This is a genomic window from Microlunatus parietis (genome assembly GCF_013407955.1).
GTDB classification, from domain to species: Bacteria; Actinomycetota; Actinomycetes; order Propionibacteriales; family Propionibacteriaceae; genus Microlunatus; species Microlunatus parietis.
On sequence record NZ_JACCBU010000001.1, the window covers coordinates 1082041 to 1099160 of the forward strand.

Annotated in this window: 12 protein-coding genes; 3 read left to right on the forward strand and 9 right to left on the reverse strand. The window is 69.7% G+C overall.

The features are described from left to right. Positions 1-186 precede the first annotated feature (186 nt). Complete coding sequence (locus BKA15_RS05160) at positions 187-1503, forward strand: DUF1266 domain-containing protein (protein ID WP_179748681.1); 1317 nt, start codon at positions 187-189, stop codon at positions 1501-1503. Here the strand turns inward: BKA15_RS05160 and BKA15_RS05165 are convergent. Genes BKA15_RS05165 through BKA15_RS36745 form a run of 5 tightly spaced genes read right to left on the reverse strand, consistent with a single transcriptional unit; the run spans position 1484 to position 7783 of the window. Next, on the reverse strand, positions 1484-3382 hold the full coding sequence (locus BKA15_RS05165) for an FAD/NAD(P)-binding protein (RefSeq protein ID WP_179748683.1): 1899 nt from the start codon (positions 3380-3382) through the stop codon (positions 1484-1486). The two genes, BKA15_RS05160 and BKA15_RS05165, sit on opposite strands and share 20 nt — an antisense overlap. A gap of 19 nt (positions 3383-3401) precedes the next feature. Beyond that, complete coding sequence (locus BKA15_RS05170; RefSeq protein ID WP_179748685.1) at positions 3402-4358, reverse strand: carbohydrate ABC transporter permease; 957 nt, start codon at positions 4356-4358, stop codon at positions 3402-3404. Then, entirely contained in the window at positions 4355-5227 is an 873-nt protein-coding gene (locus tag BKA15_RS35305) for a carbohydrate ABC transporter permease (protein WP_218871076.1), read from the reverse strand. Before BKA15_RS35305 ends, BKA15_RS05170 begins: the two co-directional genes overlap by 4 nt. Further along, positions 5227-6720 (reverse strand): ABC transporter substrate-binding protein, encoded by a 1494-nt coding sequence (locus tag BKA15_RS05180; protein ID WP_179748687.1) that lies wholly within the window; start codon positions 6718-6720, stop codon positions 5227-5229. The genes BKA15_RS35305 and BKA15_RS05180 overlap by 1 nt, the downstream gene beginning before the upstream one ends. Next, entirely contained in the window at positions 6701-7783 is a 1083-nt protein-coding gene (locus tag BKA15_RS36745; protein WP_179748689.1) for an NAD/NADP octopine/nopaline dehydrogenase family protein, read from the reverse strand. Before BKA15_RS36745 ends, BKA15_RS05180 begins: the two co-directional genes overlap by 20 nt. Positions 7784-7904: 121 nt before the next feature. Here BKA15_RS36745 and BKA15_RS05190 point away from each other — a divergent pair, with 121 nt between their 5' ends. Beyond that, positions 7905-8540: a GntR family transcriptional regulator gene (locus BKA15_RS05190; protein WP_179748691.1), complete on the forward strand. Its 636-nt coding sequence runs from the start codon at positions 7905-7907 to the stop codon at positions 8538-8540. 372 nt (positions 8541-8912) lie between these two features. Here BKA15_RS05190 and BKA15_RS05195 read toward each other — a convergent pair whose 3' ends face one another. The 3 genes from BKA15_RS05195 to BKA15_RS05205 all read right to left on the reverse strand — a co-directional run bounded on the left by BKA15_RS05195 (position 8913) and on the right by BKA15_RS05205 (position 15901). Beyond that, on the reverse strand, positions 8913-9752 hold the full coding sequence (locus tag BKA15_RS05195; RefSeq protein ID WP_179748693.1) for a PHP domain-containing protein: 840 nt from the start codon (positions 9750-9752) through the stop codon (positions 8913-8915). Between the two features lie 56 nt (positions 9753-9808). Then, entirely contained in the window at positions 9809-14698 is a 4890-nt protein-coding gene (locus BKA15_RS05200; RefSeq protein WP_179748695.1) for an NAD-glutamate dehydrogenase, read from the reverse strand. Positions 14699-14941: 243 nt separating this feature from the next. Further along, positions 14942-15901: an ABC transporter substrate-binding protein gene (locus tag BKA15_RS05205; protein ID WP_179748697.1), complete on the reverse strand. Its 960-nt coding sequence runs from the start codon at positions 15899-15901 to the stop codon at positions 14942-14944. A gap of 88 nt (positions 15902-15989) precedes the next feature. Between BKA15_RS05205 and BKA15_RS05210 the strand changes: the two genes are divergently transcribed. Beyond that, complete coding sequence (locus BKA15_RS05210; RefSeq protein WP_179748699.1) at positions 15990-16466, forward strand: DUF2505 domain-containing protein; 477 nt, start codon at positions 15990-15992, stop codon at positions 16464-16466. Between the two features lies 1 nt (position 16467). On the opposite strand, the gene BKA15_RS05215 is transcribed toward BKA15_RS05210, so the two are convergent. Next, entirely contained in the window at positions 16468-17103 is a 636-nt protein-coding gene (locus tag BKA15_RS05215) for a class I SAM-dependent methyltransferase (protein ID WP_179748701.1), read from the reverse strand. Positions 17104-17120: the final 17 nt, after the last annotated feature.

Sequence of the window (17120 nt, forward strand, 5' to 3'; positions counted from 1 at the left end):
TGGCGATGCACGCACCTGGACGCCGCCACCTGTCAAGGAACTAGGGACGCACGACACTAGGCGCCGGAGGCCTCCGCCACCGGTCCCTCAGCCGACGCCCAGATGACGAGTGGGTGACCAGCCGGCGGCGGCGTCGGACGCGGCCCGGGGAGGGGCTCGTCACGATGAGACGGCTAGGTTGGGGACATGTTCAGGAAGGACGAGGGCCAAGGCTCCTTCGACGCCTTCGACACCGTCAACGACCTGGTCGATCTCGGCTATGAAGTCGGCGACGCTGATGATCACGACGAACTCGTACCGGACATCGAGGAGCCGGCGGACGGCTCCTGGGTGCCGCCGACCGCGGTCGAGAGACTGCTGTACCGGGACAAGGACGACCCGGATGTCTCCGGCTACCTGTCGATTCTCGCGACGGTCGGGGTGTACCACCTGGTGGCGATCACGGACGCCCATCCGGAACCGCGGAAGCGTCGGCCGATCATCGCCGAGCCGAGCGAAGGACTGCGGGCGATGTCCGTCTACACCCTGGACGTGCTGCCTCGCCCCCACCCGAAGGTCGTCTACGAGTTCACCAATCTGCGCGGCCTGGTCAACCTGCTCACCGACGTCGACGTGCTGCTGGTCAATCCGGGAACGCCGTGTCAGAACATCCTGCAACTCGGCGACAAGATGATCCGGCTGATGCTCCAGCTGCACGACGAGTACTGGGAGCCCGGCTACTTCTCCGGCCGCGTCCTCACCCGGCAGAGCAACGCCACCGAGCCCGGCCCGCTGCTGCACGGTCTGGCCTGCGGCGCCCAGCTCTGCGCCACCAACGGCTACGCCTGGAACACCACGGAACACCACGGCAACGGCTACAGCGGGGAGCTCTCGCTGCTGGAACGATGGTGGGACGTCAAGGTCCGCGACGAGTGGCTGGAGATCCAGCGCCGACTGCTCGACCGCGACGTCGGCACGTCCGCCTGGGACGAGGTGCTGCACACCCGGAACCGGCTGGCTGATCATTTCGGTCGACCGATCGACGGCGACCAATGGCGGCATGGCGACGAGTCGGTGATCCGCCAGCACGTCGCGCAGTCCGGTGCTCCCGCCGATCCGGGTGCGAACCCGGAGCTCGACCAGGCCATCGCGCATCGGGGCGAGTTGATCATGAAGATCCTCAACTACGAGGAGCTGTTCCGCGTGGACGGCCTGCTCCCCGACGGCGGCTACGTACGGTCGACCGCCGCCTGGGACCTGGGCCGAGCCTCCGCCATGGCGCGCTGGGGCCGGAGCACCCGCTTCTGCACCCAGGCCGAGATGTTCGACGCCCTCCGCGAGCTCAGCCAGGAGGCCCAGCGCCACTACGCGTCCTGGGAGGAGTTCGGCGTCGGCTACATCCTCGGCCGCTGCATCCAGTTCGGCGGAGACATCTCGCGGGAGTGGTACACCGAGGCGTACGAGATCCACAAGATTCTGCTCAGCTACGAGCAGAGCCCCTGGCTCACCGTCCCGTTCCGCTAGTGTCGCGCGTCCTTAGTGCGGCGCGGGCGATGGCGTCGGTCTCGCGCAGGAAGCGCGAATCGGTGCCGGCGATCGGGCCGAGCTGGGTGCCGTAGAACAGGCCTTCCAGCGGGATGCCGCAGGCGAAGATCCGCGGCTGTTCGGCGCCGTCCGCCCCGATCAGCCGGTACGGTTCCGGGCCCACCTCGACCGCCCCGGAGTCGAACGGTTGATCATGGTCGGGGATCAGGTAGCTCCTGGCCAGCCCTTGATCACGGAGCCCGGCCAGCAAGGGGTCGGCGGTGGTCCGCAGGTCGGGCGGCGGGAGGTAGGCCTCGACGAACGCCGGCGCCGCCACCTCGCTGCCCAGCACCTGCGCCGACGACGCCACGAAGCCGACCTCCTGGTCCGCGATGATCATGCCCGGCCCCACCGGCCGGACCAGGCCGGCCTCGGTGAGCGCAATCAGTTCGGCGATCCGCCGGGCCGGCGGGCCGCTGGCCAGCGAGCCGGCGAACCCCTTGTACCAGCGGTCCACCTCGGCGTCGTAGGAGTGCCCGAGCAGGCCGCCGTACCGGACCAGGGTGCGCAAGGGCGTCCGGCCCTGGCCGAACATCACCGAGGCGACCTTGAGCGGACTGTCGTGCCCCAGCTCGGCCTCGGCCAGGTCGCGCCGGAGATCGGCGAGCCACCACTCCCGAAACTCCTCCGGCGAGTCGAAGCTGCGGCCGGCCAGTGGCCGGTCCCACTCGGAGAGGTCGGCCCGGTCGGCCGGGTCCGGGACCACCGACTCGATCGTCTCGGCCAGCTCGGCGGCATCCCAGGCACACTCCCGCAGCGCCTTCATGATCAACTCCGGGTCACCCGCGAACGCGTCCGGCCGGACCCGGTTCAGCGTCGCGTAGTAGATCGCGAGCGTGTCCTTGACGATCAACGGCCACAGGTCGGTCCGGAAGTCGATCCTGCCGCGTCGCTCCAGCCGGCCGACCACCTCGTCGGTGAGGAACGTGTGTGGGAGCTTCGGCGTCATCGTGCCGAAGAGGGCCTTGGCCCGGTACGGCGTGCCGCGGCCGGATCCGACGATCATGATCGGCTCGGCACCGCTCGGCCGATAGACCAGCCCCGCCCGGGAATCCTCGAACCGGCCGCCGCGGCCCTCGGTGAGCAGCGAGACGTAGTCGAAGAAGTTCATCCCGAGACCGCGCAGGATCACCGGTTGTCCGGCCGCTACTCCGGACAGGTCGCGGTCGATCGGGTTCGTCGGCCGGCCGTAGAAGCGACCATGATCACGAGCGTGATCGATCCGGTGCCGCTCCCGCTCCCCGGCCACCAGGTCCGCGTGCCCCGTGGCCAGCAGCACCGCGGCGGCGTCGATCACCGTGCCGTCGGCCAGTTCGACCGCGACCCGGTCCGGCCCGGGATGCAGCGCGACGGCCGCCTGCCGGTGCTCGGCCACCCGCATCGTCGGCGGCAGCCGCTCCAGATCGGTACGGAAGCACCAGTCGAGATAGGCACCCAGCAGCCGGCGCGGCGGATGCGAGTGCGGCTTCATCGCGGCCGCCATCGCGGCCAGCTCCGGATCGGCGGCCTCGAGCTCGCCGTCGGCGATCCGGCGGCACCACTCGTACAGCGTCGGGCCGGGCACGATCGGGCCCTCGCACCGTACCGAATCGTCGGTGAAGTGGGTCGCGTCGTCGCACAGGGTGTTCATCAGCAGGTGGCCCGGCTGGTCCGGCCGCCAGATCCGGCCGCCGACCGGCGCCGGGTCGACCAGGTGGATGATCACCGGCGTGTCCCCGGCCAGACCGGCGTTCGCGATCAGGCGCTCCACGAGCGACACGCCGCGAGGCCCGGCGCCGATGATCACGATCGCGTGCGGCGCCACGTCCTCGCTAGCCATGCGCGCGTTCCGCGCCGCGTCAACCATGCGCGCGTTCCGCCCGACGATAGCTGCGCAGGTAGAAGTAGGCGGCCCCGGTGAGCAGGATCGCCGTACAGACGGCGAGTGCGGAGGCCTGGCCGATGCTCTGCGCGTCGAAGGCCAGCGACCTGATCTCCAGCGGTACGGTCACGGCGGCCCGGTCCGGCCCGCCGCCGTTGGACAGCAGGAACGGCAGGTCGAAGTCGTACGCGGTCCAGATCGTGCGGAGCAGCGCGCCGGCCAGCACCACCGGGACGATGGCGGGCAGCGTGACCGTGCTGAACCGGTGCCGAGCGCCGCCACCATCGACCGAGACCGCCTCGTACAACTCGCTCGGGACGGTCTGCAGCCGGGCCAGCACGATGATCACGAAGAACGGCGTGTACTTCCAGACGTTCACCACGATCACCGTGCCCAGCAGGGTCGACGGATCGCTGAGCCAGGACACCGGTGCGTCGATCAGGCCGATCGTCTGCAGCAGGTAGTTGATCAAGCCCGTGACGTCGTTGAACATGAACCGGAAGATCAGTGCGACGACGATCGCCGGCACCATGTAGGGAAAGAGCACCAGCCCGCGAGCCAGTCCCTGGAACCGCAGGCCGGCGTTCAGCAGCAGCGCGACGGCGACGCCGAGCACGACCTGGAGCACCAGGTTGGCCAGCGTCCAGACCACGCTGCGGCCGATCGAGGCCACCGTCTCCGGAGTAGAGAAGATCGCCACGTAGTTGCCCAGCCCGGCCCAGCTGGCCGCACCGGTGTTGATGTCCACGTCGTTGAACGAGTTCCAGGCCGCCATCGCGAACGGGTAGAACGCGAAGACGATGATCAACACGGCCGCCGGGGCGGCCATCGCCGCGGCCAGCTGCCGGTCCGACAGCCCGGACCGGCGCGCCCTCTCCGGGCCGCGGCCCTCGGTGCGGGCCTTGTCCCGCGAGCTGACGTACGAGCCGGTCATCCGCGCACCGCCCCTTCCCCGATCCCGGAGATCAGCCAACGCTGCGCCACCAGGAACAAGATCACCACCGGCGCCACGATGGTCAGCGCGGCCGCCATCAGCAGGCCCCAGGACTCGGTGCCCATATGGCCCATCAGCAGGAAGATCGCGGCGTTGGCCGGCAGTTTCGAGTTGGTCGTCATCAGCGTGGAGGCGAACAGGTACTCGCTCCAGGCCGCGTTGAACGTGAAGATGCCGGTGCTGATCAGCCCGGGCGCGGCCTGCGGCAGCACGACCCGCAGGAACGCCCCGAACCGGGTGCACCGGTCGATCATGGCGGCCTCCTCGATGTCCACCGCGATGCCGGTGAAGTAGGACCGTAGGATCCACAGCGCGAACGGCAGCAGCGTCGCGGTGTAGAGCACGGCCAGCGCCACCCGGTTGTCGCCGAGTCCCGACCCGAACAGGATCTGGGTCACCGGCACCAGCACCAGGATCGGCGGGATCAGGTACGCCACCAGGGAGAGCTCGCCCAGCACCCGGACCAGCCGGAAGTCGAACCGGGCCATCGCGTAGGCCGCCAGCGTGCCGAAGATCAGCGCGCCGAGCGTCGCCACGGCCGAGATGACCAGGCTGTTGATCACGTAGGTGCCGAACCCGTACAGCGTGAACAGGGACACGAAGTGATCACCGGTCAGCTGCTGCGGGAACAGCGTCGGCGGGTACGCGGCGATCTCCGAGTCGGGCCGGATCGCGTTGATCAACACCCAGACCAGCGGGCCGGCCGAGACCACCAGCACCACGATCAACATCAGGTACTGCAGGACCCGGACCGGCCGCGGCCCGCGACGCCGGCCCTTCGACAGGCTCAGGGCGGGCGAAGCCGCCACTAGCGGCTCACCTCGGGCTTCCAGTCCGGGTTCTTGGCCCGCCAGGCATCGGCCTTCTCCCCCATCAGCTTCGCGGTCTTCTGCCAGGCCGCGTCCACCGACTCGCCCTTGAGCAGGATGTCCTGGAACATGGTCCCGTCCAGCGGCGGCGACGGCCAGATGTCGGGCGCCCACGGGCACATGTTCAAGATCTTGCCGTCGAAGGTCTTGGCGGTGACGGCGCCCATCGACACCGACGAGGTCATCGCGTTGGGCACCTGCTCGATGAAGGTCTGCAGCCACTCCTTGCGCTTGGCCAGGTAGCCCTCGGTCGCGCCGGCGATCTTGTCCTGCATCAGCTTCAGCACGCTCTTCATCGGCGGCAGCAGGTGGCCCGGCACCGTCAGCGCGAACGCCAGCGCGTCCTCGCCGGTGGTCAACCGGCGCAGGAAATCCTTGGCCAGGTCCGGATCGGAGGTGCGCGCGTACAGGCCGTACTGCTGGCCGGAGCCGAAGTGCAGCTGGCCGGTCATGAACGGCCCGGCCGGGATCGGCATCACGCCGGTGTTGTCGGCGACCTTGGCGGCGCGGTCGTCGATCGTCACGCCGAGCCGGCCCGGGAAGGTGGCGAACGCAGCCTGGCCGGCGCTGTAGATCGTCACGATGTCGCCGTACGCGGCGTTGTAGAGCGATTTCGGCGCGTACTTCATGATGTCGGTGAACCGCCGCACCGCATCCCGGACCTCGGGCTGGTCGAAGGTCAGCTTGCCTTCGGTGTCGAAGTAGTCCCAGCCGGACTGGTAGATGTACGGCGCGAAGAACTGCAGCGGCAGCTGCGCGGTCGCCCCGACCGCCATCGCGATGCCGACCTGGTTCTCGCCATCCCTTTGGTGCAAGGCTTTCACGGCGTTCAGGTACTCGTCGTACGACGTCGGCACCGGCAGCCCGGCGGCGTCCAGCAGGTCCTTGCGGTAGTAGACCAGCGACGAGTTCGACTGCAGCGGGATGCCGTAGTCGTGGCCGCCGATCACGATCCGGGTGCCGGGCAGGAAGTCGTCCTTGCCGATCTCCTCGACAAGATCATCGAGCTCGGCCAGGTGGCCGGCCTGCTGGAAGTCGGAGAACGAGCTGACCGCCGGCGAGAAGATCCCGACGTCGACGTTGTTCTGGAACGCGGTGGTCAGATACTGCAGCTGGTTCGCGTCCGCGTAGACGGTCACCTTGACCGTCTTGCCCGGATGGTCCTTCTCGAACTTGGCGATCACCATGTTGTAGAAGGCAAGCGTGGCCGGGTCGTTCTCCACCGTGTAGAGCGGGACCACGTTCGGATCGCCGCCGCGTTCCGAAGACCCGCCGGCCGGCTGCTGGGTGAGGCCACCACCGCAGGCCGTCAGCAGTGCGGCCGAGGAGAGGCCCATGGCGGCGGTCAGGAAGCCGCGCCGGCTGATGTCGCCGGCGACCAGCTGCCCGCGCAGCCGCCGTAGTTGATCAAGGTCATTCCGTACCGACGACATCACAATCCTTTCGAATACTGCGGGACACCACCGGCCGCCGGGCCCAGCCACCGGCCGCCGCGACGGGTGCCGCGGCCTCCAGGAAGGGATCGACGACCGAGGAGATTTCGGCCCGCAGCGGTCGGCCGAGGAGCTCCTCGGCCGCGGTGATCACGGCGTTGATCCGTGGGACGTCGATGCCGAGGCGCTCGGCGACGGCGGCATAGCCGGCCAGGCCGTAGGGCACGTCGTCGGTGAGATAGCGATAGTTCGGCGAAGGTGGCGACGGCACATCGGCGAACCCCGGGAAGCTGGCCAGGCACTCGTCGATCGTGGTCCCGGTCATGCCTTGATCACCGTAGAAGCGGAGCAGCCAGTCGGTGATCGACAACGCCTCACCGCCGAGTTGCTCGACCAGGGCCAGCCGCTCCTCGTCCGCCGCCGCCAGTCGGTCCACCAGCTCGGCCAGCCGGCCGTCCCGGTAGAGCAGGAACGCCTCGCCGCCGACGACCCGGTCCGCGTTCAGCAAGGTGATCACCGGGTGCAGCAGGTGGTTGGTGTTGGACAGCGAGGTGGTGGCCAGATCGCTCGGAACCAGGTCCGGGAGGTAGCCGCGGAGGGCGCGGTGCACCTCGTCGGTCGCCTCGGCGTCGATCCCGGCCATCGGCATCGACCGCTTGATCCCGCGCAGCACGACGGTCCCCTCGCCCCCGCCCAGGGCCGGAAAGCCGGTCGCTTCGGCCACCACGGGAGGCTCCACGCCCCATTGCTCGAACAGCCGCCGGACCCGTACCACCGCGCCGAAGCCGCCCGGCGCGACCAGCAGGACGCGCCCGGCCAGCAGCTGCCGATGCTCGGCCAGCAACGACTCCAGGCGTCCGCTGGTGGTGACCGCGACGTACACGTCCCCGGTCGGCCGGTCGACCACGCAGACGTCGACCGGACCGGAGTTGAGCCCTTCGATCCGTACCGCGCCATGGGTCCGGTCCGGCCCTGGGCCGAGCAGGACCGTACGTCCGCTGCAGTGGGACGCGAGTCCGGCGACCACAACGGCCTGACTGTCACCGATGACGGCGAGTGCCACGCAAACCTCCCCTACACAGGTTAAGATGCAACAGGAACGCTACTAGAATTTCAGGCCGAGGACTAGCTCCCCGCGAGCGCACGGCCGGCAGGCACCCCGCACCGAGGAGGCAGGGCGGAGCATGGAACTGTTGGCCGAGAAGGCCTACGTCGCGATCAAGCAGGCCATCCTGTCCTGCACCATCGCGCCGGGCGAGGTGATCAACGAGAAGGCGTTCGCCCATCAGCTCGGCACGTCCAAGACGCCGATCCGGCACGCGATCAACAAGCTCGCCGCCGACGGCCTGGTCGAGGTGTTCCCGCGCCAGGGCACGATCGTGCGGCACATCTCGATCCGCGACATCAAGAACGTCTATCTGGTACGGGAGCTGACCGAGCCGGGCACCTCGGCGCTGGCGGCGGCCCGGGCCACCGAGGCGGACATCCTGCGGCTCGAGCAGCTGGACGACCGACTGATCGCCACCGGTGCGGACTCGATCGACCTCGAGCAGCACGCCGCGTTCCACGTCGCCGTCGCCGAGATCACCCGGGTCCCGCAGCTGATCACGATCATCGCCGGCATCCATGATCAACTCCGCTGGTTCCTGGCCGCCCAGGCCGCCGATCACGGACCCAAGCCGCGGAAGCGGAACCACCGCCGCCTGCTGAACGCGATCCGGGAGCACGACGCCGAGCAGGCCCGCGCGATCACCGCCGAGACCATCGCGATGTCCCGCGACTGGATGCTCCAGAGCATGATCAAATACGGCGACGACTGACCCTTCTCGCGCCAACCACTCCAGCCGCGACCATTCCTCGCATCCGCGACCAGTGCACCGGTCGCGGATGAATCGAACGGTCGCGGATGAAGCGGGACAGTCGCGGGATACACCCGGGCCGTTGCGGATCGCGCGCTGACGCGGTGCTCCAGCCCTCGTCCACGCACCTCGCCGACCAGAGCGGGCTGACCACGGCACCCGGGAGTCGATCGCCGACGATGCCGAGGTCGACGCCCTGGCCTGACCTGACCGCCCCGCCCCAGCCGCGACCGTTCCTCCCATCCGCGACTCGTGCAACGGTCGCAGCTGAGTCGAACGGTCGCGTCTGAAGCGGGGCAGTCGGCCGGCGCGGCGGATTCTTTTGGGGCGGGATTAGCGGAGGGCGGAGAGTTCCTGGAGGCGGGCGAACATGTCCGGGTCGGTGGTGTTGCAGCCGAGATCATGATCGACCTTGCCGACGCCGTGGTAGTCGCTCGAGCCGGTCATGATCAGCCCGAGGCGGGCGCCGAGCCGGCGCAGTTCCTTGCGCTCGGCGGGATCGTGATCTTGGTGATCCACCTCGACGCCGTCCAGGCCGTGCTCGTCGACCAGACGCTCCAGCACCTCCGGCGGCAGCAGCCGCTTCCGGCCGCGACCCCACGGGTGGGCGATCACCGCGACGCCGCGGGCCTGGTGCACCAGGTCGATCCCGCGTTCCAGATCGACGGTGTAGCGGGCCACGTGGGCCGGGCCGCCGTCGGCCAGGAAGCGGTCGAACGCCTCGGTCCGGTTCGCCACGTGGCCGGCGGCGACCAGGGCGTCGGCGATGTGCGGCCGGCCGACCGACGGGCTGGTGCCGACGTGCAGCAGCACCTGCTCCTCGGTGACCGGCACCCCGAGTTCGGCGAGCTTGGCCAGCACTGGTGACAGCCGGCCGGACCGGCCCTCCCGGATCTTGATCATCTCGGCGGTGAGCGCCGGGTCCTCCTCGTCCACCCCGTACGCCAGCAGGTGCACGCTGTGGCCGCCCCGCGAGGTCGACAACTCGGCTCCGCGGATCACCCGGACCCCGAGCCGCTCACCCGCCGCTGCCGCCTCGTCCAGCCCGTCGAACGTGTCGTGGTCGGTCAGCGCGACCACGTCGAGCCCGGTCTCCGCGGCCCGCGCCACCAACTCGGCGGGCGAGTCGGTGCCGTCGGAAACCTTGGAGTGCGTGTGCAGATCGATCCGCATGCGTCCAACCGTATTCGGCCCGTTCCGCCGCTCGGAGCCGGGTGCTGTGGGGAGACTCATTCGGGGGCCGGCAGCAGCGAGCGGACCAGCCGCAGGCCGACCGACATCCGGGCCAGGTCCGACCGGCCCTCGGTGACCAGTCGAAGCTCGCGGACGACCTCCCGGACATGCGGGTTGGTCGACTCCCATTCCTCCAGCAGCGGCTCCGGCTCGGCGCCGCCACTGCCCAGCACCAGCGCGGTCAACTGCGCGTGCACGGTGTGCAGGTCGTCCCGCAACGCGGCCCGGGCCATCGTCTGCCAGCGGTCCGACCGGGGCAGCCGGATGATCTGCCCGAGCAGCCGGTCCAGCCCCAGCCGCTGCGCGACCAGGAAGTGCAGCCGGGCCACCCGATCAAGATCATGATCATCGCGGCGCGCGGTCTGGACGATCGTCAGGGCGCCGTAGGCCGGCGGCAGCGCGGCGATCGCGGAGGCCAGATGCTCCGGCACCCCCGCGGCGGTGTAGCTCTCCAGCCGGTCCCGGTAGGCCTTCAGTTCCCGTTCCGCCAGCAGGTCGGGCACGGCGGCGGTGACCTGCCGTACCCCTTCCCGGAGCTGGTCGACCGCCGCGGTGATGTCGACCGGACGGCGCCGGTTGTTCACCAGCCAGCGGGTCGCCCGCTCGACCAGCGTGCGAATCTCCAGCCGCAGCGCGGTCTGGGTCGCCGCGGCCACCTTGAAGTCGAGCTCGGCGATCCCGCGCTGCAACTCGTCGGTGCCGAAGATCGCCCGGGCCGCGATCTGGGCCCGGATCAGATCCGCCGCACCGGCACCGGTCTCGGCCGACAGCCGGTGATAGCAGGTGGTGCCGGAGATGTTGACGAAGTCGTTCACCACGACGGTCGCCACGATCTCGCGGTGCAGCCGGTGCGCCGACATCTGCTCCCGGTAGCGCTCCCGCAGCTCGGACGGGAAGTAGGTGATCAACTTCTCGGTCAGGTACGGGTCGTCCGGCAGGTCGGACGCCGTGATCTGTTCCTCCAGAACGATCTTGGTGTACGCCATCAGCACCGACAGCTCCGGCGCCGTGAGGCCGCGCTTGTCGCCGCGCCGCTGCGCCATCTCCTCGGTCCCCGGCAGGAATTCGATGTCGCGGTCCAGGTGGCCCGCGTCGGCCAGCCGTTCCATCCAGTCCTCGTGCACGCCGGCCATCGAATAGGACTGGTGGACGGCGTTGGCCAGGGCCAGGTTCTGGTCGATGTTGTTGGCCAGCACCAGGTCGGCCACCTCGTCGGTCATCGAGGCCAGCAAGGGATCCCGGTCCGCCTCGGCCAGCCGGCCGGCGGCGATCTCGGCCTGCAGCAGGATCTTGATGTTGACCTCGTGGTCGGAGGTGTCCACACCGGCCGAGTTGTCGATGAAGTCGGTGTTGATCTTGCCGTACTCGCCGGTGGCGGGGTTCTTCGTCGACGCGTACTCGATCCGGCCGAGTTGGGTCAGGCCGAGGTTGCCGCCCTCCCCGACGCAGCGGGCCCGCAGTTCGGCGCCGTTCACCCGCAGCCCGTCATTGGCCTTGTCGCCGACCTGGGCGTTGGTCTCCGTGGACGCCTTCACGTAGGTGCCGATGCCGCCGTTCCAGAGCAGGTCGACCGGCGCCCGCAGGCAGGCACTGATCAACTCGCTCGGCGTCAGGTGCTCGGTCTTGCCCTTGAGCCCGAGGGCCGTCCTGATCTCCGGCGTGATCGGGATCGACTTCATGGTGCGCGGGAAGATGCCGCCGCCGGCGGAGATCAGCGACGCGTCGTAGTCCGCCCAACTTGATCTTGGCAGCCGGAACAGCCGTTCCCGCTCGGCGAAGCTGGTCGCCGGATCCGGGTTCGGGTCGAGGAAGACGTGCCGGTGGTCGAAGGCCGCAATCAGCTTGATGTGCCGGCTGAGCAGCATGCCGTTGCCGAACACGTCGCCGCTCATGTCGCCGATGCCGACCACCGTGAAGTCCTCGGCCTGGCAGTCGACGCCCAGCTCGCGGAAGTGCCGCCGGACCGACTCCCAGGCGCCGCGGGCGGTGATGCCCATTGTCTTGTGGTCGTAGCCGGCCGAGCCGCCGGAGGCGAACGCGTCGCCGAGCCAGAAACCGCGGTCGACCGAGATCGCGTTGGCCACGTCGGAGAACGTCGCGGTGCCCTTGTCCGCCGCGACGACCAGATAGGGATCGTCGCCGTCGTACCTGATCACATCGCGCGGCGGCACCACCGCGCCGTCGACGATGTTGTCGGTGACGTCGAGCAGGCTGGAGATGAACAGCCGGTAGCAGGCGGTGCCCTCGGCCAGCCAGGCGTCCCGGTCCGACGGATCGGGCAGCCGCTTGCAGACGAAGCCGCCCTTGGCGCCGACCGGGACGATCACCGTGTTCTTCACCATTTGGGCCTTCACCAGACCAAGGATCTCGGTCCGGAAGTCCTCGGAGCGGTCCGACCAGCGCAGCCCACCGCGCGCGACCGCGCCGAACCGGAGATGGACACCTTCCAGTCGCGGCGAGTAGACGAAGATCTCGTACGCGGGCCGCGGCTCGGGAAGATCATCGATCTTGCGCGGCAGCACCTTGAACGCCAGCGCGTCCCGGTTCGGCTGGAACGCGTTGGTTCTGATCATGGCGCCGATCACGGCGAGGTAGGACCGGACGATCCGATCATGATCAAGACTGGCGACGTCGTTCAGTGCCGCGGTGAGCTGCTCGGTCTGCTCGGCCACCCGGGTCGTCCGTGCCTTCTGATCATCGTGCTCGCCGTCGGCGACCGGTTGGAACTTGGCCTCGAACAGGCGGCTCAGCCCGCGGGCCAGATCGACGTTCACCGCCAGCGCCCGGGCGATGTAGGTCTGGCTGTACGGCGAGCCGGCCTGCCGCAGGTAGCGGCCGATCGCCCGCAGGATGGTCACCTGCTGCCAGGTCAGCCCGGCCCCCATCACGAGGGCGTTGTAGTCGTCGTGCTCGCTCTCGCCGAGGTAGGAGGCGGCGAAGGCGTCGGTGAACCGGTGCCGGGCATCCCGGGACCACCGGACCCGGCCCTCCCGGCCGCCCGGGATGGTCAGCCCGAAGTCGTAGATGAAGGCTCGTTGATCACCGGCCAACTGCAGCTCGAACGGCCGCTCGTCCACGACATCGACGCCGAGCACGGACAGGTGCGGCAGCACCTTGGTCAGCGACAGCGGTTCCAGCCGGAAGATCTTGAGCCGCAGGTCGGCCGGGTCGTCCTCGTTGTCGGGTGCGTACACCACCATCGACATCCCGATCGACGGATCGATGCCGTTCAGCGCATCCAGGTCCATGATCGCCTGGCGCGGCTGGTACTCCTCCTTGTAGCCCTCCGGCAGCGCACCGACCAGCGTGGACAACGCCGGCTGGCCCTGGCCGCCGACCAGCAGGTCGGCGAACTCGTCGTTCCATGATCGCGTCGCGGCGGTGAGCTCACGTTCCAGCGACCGGACGTCGATCTCGCCGACGGTGGTGCCGACCCGCATCCGCATCACGAAGTGCAGCCGGGCCAGCACGGATTCGCTGACCCGGGCCGTGTAGTCGATCGAGTCGCCGTCGAACGTGTGCAGCAGGGTCTGCTGCATCCGGCTCCGGACCGCCGTGGTGTAGCGGTCCCGGGGCAGGTAGACCAGGAAGGAAACGTAACGACCGTAGGGATCCCGGCGGACGAACAGCCGCACCTGGCGCCGTTCCTTGAGGTGCGCGACCTTCTCGACGGTCTGGTAGAGCTCGGCGATCGAGGACTGGAACAGCTCGTCCCTGGGGTAGGAGTCGAGCACGTCCATGATCGCCTTGCCGCCGTGGCTGTCCGGGTGGTAGCCGGACCGGCGCAGGATCTCCTTGGCCTTCTGGCGCAGCACCGGGACCCGGGTCACCGCCTCCGAGTACGCGGTCGAGGGGAACAGCCCGAGGAAGCGGCGCTCGCCGGTGACCGTACCGTCGTCGGCGAACGTGCGGATGCCGATGTAGTCGAGGTAGGCCGGCCGATGCACCCGGGAACGATGATCATCCTTGGTGATCACCATCAGCACCGGGCGGCCGCGGCCGGCCAGCGGCAGCGCATGGAACGTGTCCGGCGCATCGGTGTCGGCGCGCAGGATGCCGAGCCCGGTGGCCGGGACCGGCTTGTAGGTCGGTTGATCACCGGGGACGTAGGTGTATTCGCGGTAGCCCAGGAAGGAGAACTGGCCGTCGTTGAGCCACTGCAGCAGTTCCCGGGCGCGGGCCGCCTCCGGCTGCTCGTCGGCGTCCATCTCGTTCAGCATCCCGATCGTCTCGGTCGACCGCTGCACCATCTTGCGCCAGTCGGCGACGGCCTCGTCGACCAGCCGGAGCACTTCGTGCAGCCCCTCGACGAGGCGTTCGGCCGGGTCGCCGTCCTGCCCGGCCGGGGCCGGCGGCAGGACCTCCAGATGCATCCAGGACTCGGCGATCACGCTCGGGTCCCGTTGCGCCTCGGAGTCGCGGACGATGTCGATCAAGTGGCCGGCCAGGGTGCGCCGGACGGTGAACTGCGGGTGGAACACCTCGCGGATGCTCCAGCCCTGCCGGAGCACCTCCATGGTCACCGAGTCGACCAGGAACGGCCGGTCGTCGGTGACGATCTGGACGACGGTCGTGCCGCCGGTGGTCCAGCCACCCTGCTCGGGCGCCAGCGAGTCGGCCTCGTTCGGGGAGCGGACGGTGATCACCGCGCGCGACGGCGGCCGGTCGGTGGCGAGCCGGAAGTGGCTGACCACGAGGCCGAGCAGATCCTCGGTGCTCCGCTCGTCGATGTCGACCGCGTCGACGTGCCGGAAGTAGTGGGTCAGGAATCCTCGGACGGCTTCGGCATCGTGGCCGAACTTCGCCCCGATCGTCGCCCCCCGCTCGGCCAGTCGAGCGATCTTCGCCGCCTTCTCCCGCTCGAGCTCGACCTCGAATGTTGTCACCGCACCGCCCTTGTTCACCTGTTCGTCGTACCACCCTCAACGGTGGTCTTACTCCGACTGTAATCCTCCCCCACCGCTTTCGCCGACCCGTCACATCTGCGGCCGGATCGGGAGGGCGTGTCGCTGCACTCGGCTCCGAATCCGCGACCGCTCCACGCAGTCGCGACCGTTGCAACGGTCGCGAGCGGGAACAACGGTCGCGGCTGCGGGAAGGGGACGGCGCGCGCGGTGTGGGCGACGGTGTCAGAGGAGGCCGGCGAGCTCGGTGAGGCAGGCGTGGGCGGCGGAGGTCGAGTAGCCGTCCCACCAATTCAGGGCGTTCACCTGGTGGGCGCGGCCGGCCTTGACGGCGGGCAGCCGGCGCCAGAGCGGTCCCTCGGTGACCTCGGCGAACAGCTCGCCGGACTCCTGGGCGAAGCCGCCACCGCCGCTGAAGTAGAGGATCGTGTCGGCGTCGGCCAGCACCGGTACGGTCTCGCGGGTCAGCGAGATGTACGTGGCGTCGGCCTCCTTCGGCTCGTTGGAGGCGGGCCGCCGGACGCCGAGCTGGGCGAGCAGGTCGGACGGGAAGATCACGCCGGTGAGGATCCGTACCTCGTCGGCGGTGAACCGGACCAGCGCGACCGACCGCTGCTTCAGCGACTCGGTGTGCTGCTCGGCGAAGTCCTTCGCCGCCGCGTCGAACTCGGCCAGCCGCCGCTCCAGCTCCGGCCGCGCACCGAGCAGGTCGGCCACGGTGAGGGCGGTGTCGCGCCAGCGGACCCGGTCCGCCGTGTTCAGGTACGCGACGGTCGGCGCGATCTTGGTCAGCTGCGGGTAGAGCTCCTCGACCCGGCTCCGGCTGCCGATGATCAGATCGGGCGCGAGGGCGGTGAGCCGTTCCAGGTCGATCTCGTTGAAGCCGAGCGGCTGGAAGCCCCCGGGCGGCTTCGGCAGGTAGTCCGAAATGGCGGTCTCGCCGGCCAGCGTCTCGGCGGCGATCAGCGGCGCGCCGGCCTCGAGCGAGGTCTGCAGCCCGGCACCGGCGTCCAGCGCGATCACCCGCTGCGGCCGGACCGGTATCTCGGCGGTGCCCAGCGGGTGTTCCACGGTACGAGTTCCGCTCGCGTCGGCCGCCTCACCACCCGGCGTCGCGCAGCCGGCCATCGCGGCGAGTCCGGCCAGTCCGGTCATGCCGAGCGCGGCCCGGCGGGTGAGCACCATGACCGGAAGGCTACCAAGGCTTGCCTTACCTGGAACCATCGGCCTGGTGTCGTGACCACCGCTCGCCGGTCGTGAAAGACTCCCGGTCATGGAGATCTCTGCCCGGGTCGAATTCACGGCCGACCCCGACCGCGTGTTCACCATGGTCACCGATCAGCGCTACCTCGAGCGGGTCTGCCAGGCCAGTCACGCGGAGGAGTACTCGGCCTCCGTGGACGGCATGACCACGAACACCAGCCGGACCCTGCCGGCCCCCGAGATCGCGGCCCGGTTCACCGGCCCGACGCTGACCGTCAAGGAACAGATCGAGTGGGGCGAGGCGGGGCCGGACGGCTCCCGTACCGCCAAGGTCACGCTCACCGTGCCGGGTCAGCCGGTCGAGATGAACGGCCGGCTCGCCCTCACCGCCGGCGGTCCCGGAACGGTGATCGAGCTGACCGGCGAGCTGAAGGTCTCGATCCCCTTGCTGGGCAGGAAACTGGAGCAAGCCGCGGCACCCGCCGTGCTGGCCGGCTTCGACGTCCAGCAGAAGGTCGGCACCGACTGGCTGGCCGCCACCGCCTGACTCAGTTCCGGCGGAGCAGGACGACGGTGTCGTCCAGCGTCGCCGGCCGGCCCTGCGGGTCGGTCACCGCACGCTGCCGGGTCTCGGAGAGCTCGACGGTCCACCTGCCGGGCTCGAGCCGGAGGTCGGCGATCTCCTCGGCCGGGCTGCGGAACCGGTAGTCGGCGTGATCCTGGTGGTCGGCCCAGGACGGTGCCCCGGCGTGCGAGATGATCACCAGCCGGCCGCCCGGTCCGACCAGAGCTGCGGCGCGGCGCAGCGCCCCGGCCCGGTCCGGCTCCACCGGCGAGTGGAAGAAGGATGCCGTCACGAGATCGTACGGACCCTCGCCGGTCCAGGACCTGAGATCGGCCACCACCCAGTCGATCCGGTCGGCGACCCCGGCTCCGGTCGCGCCGGCCCGAGCCCGGTCGATCGCGATCGACGACACGTCGACCCCGGTCACCTGCCAGCCCTGGCCGGCCAGCCAGATCGCGTCGCCGCCCTCGCCGCAGCCGAGGTCGAGGGCACGCCCGGCGGTCAGCCCGGACACCACCTCGACCAGGGTCTGGTTGGGCCGGCCGGACCAGACCCGTTCCGTTGCTCCGTAGTGGGCTTCCCAGTGCGCGGCCAGGTCCGCCGCGTTCGTCGTCTCCATGTCGACCAGCGTCACTC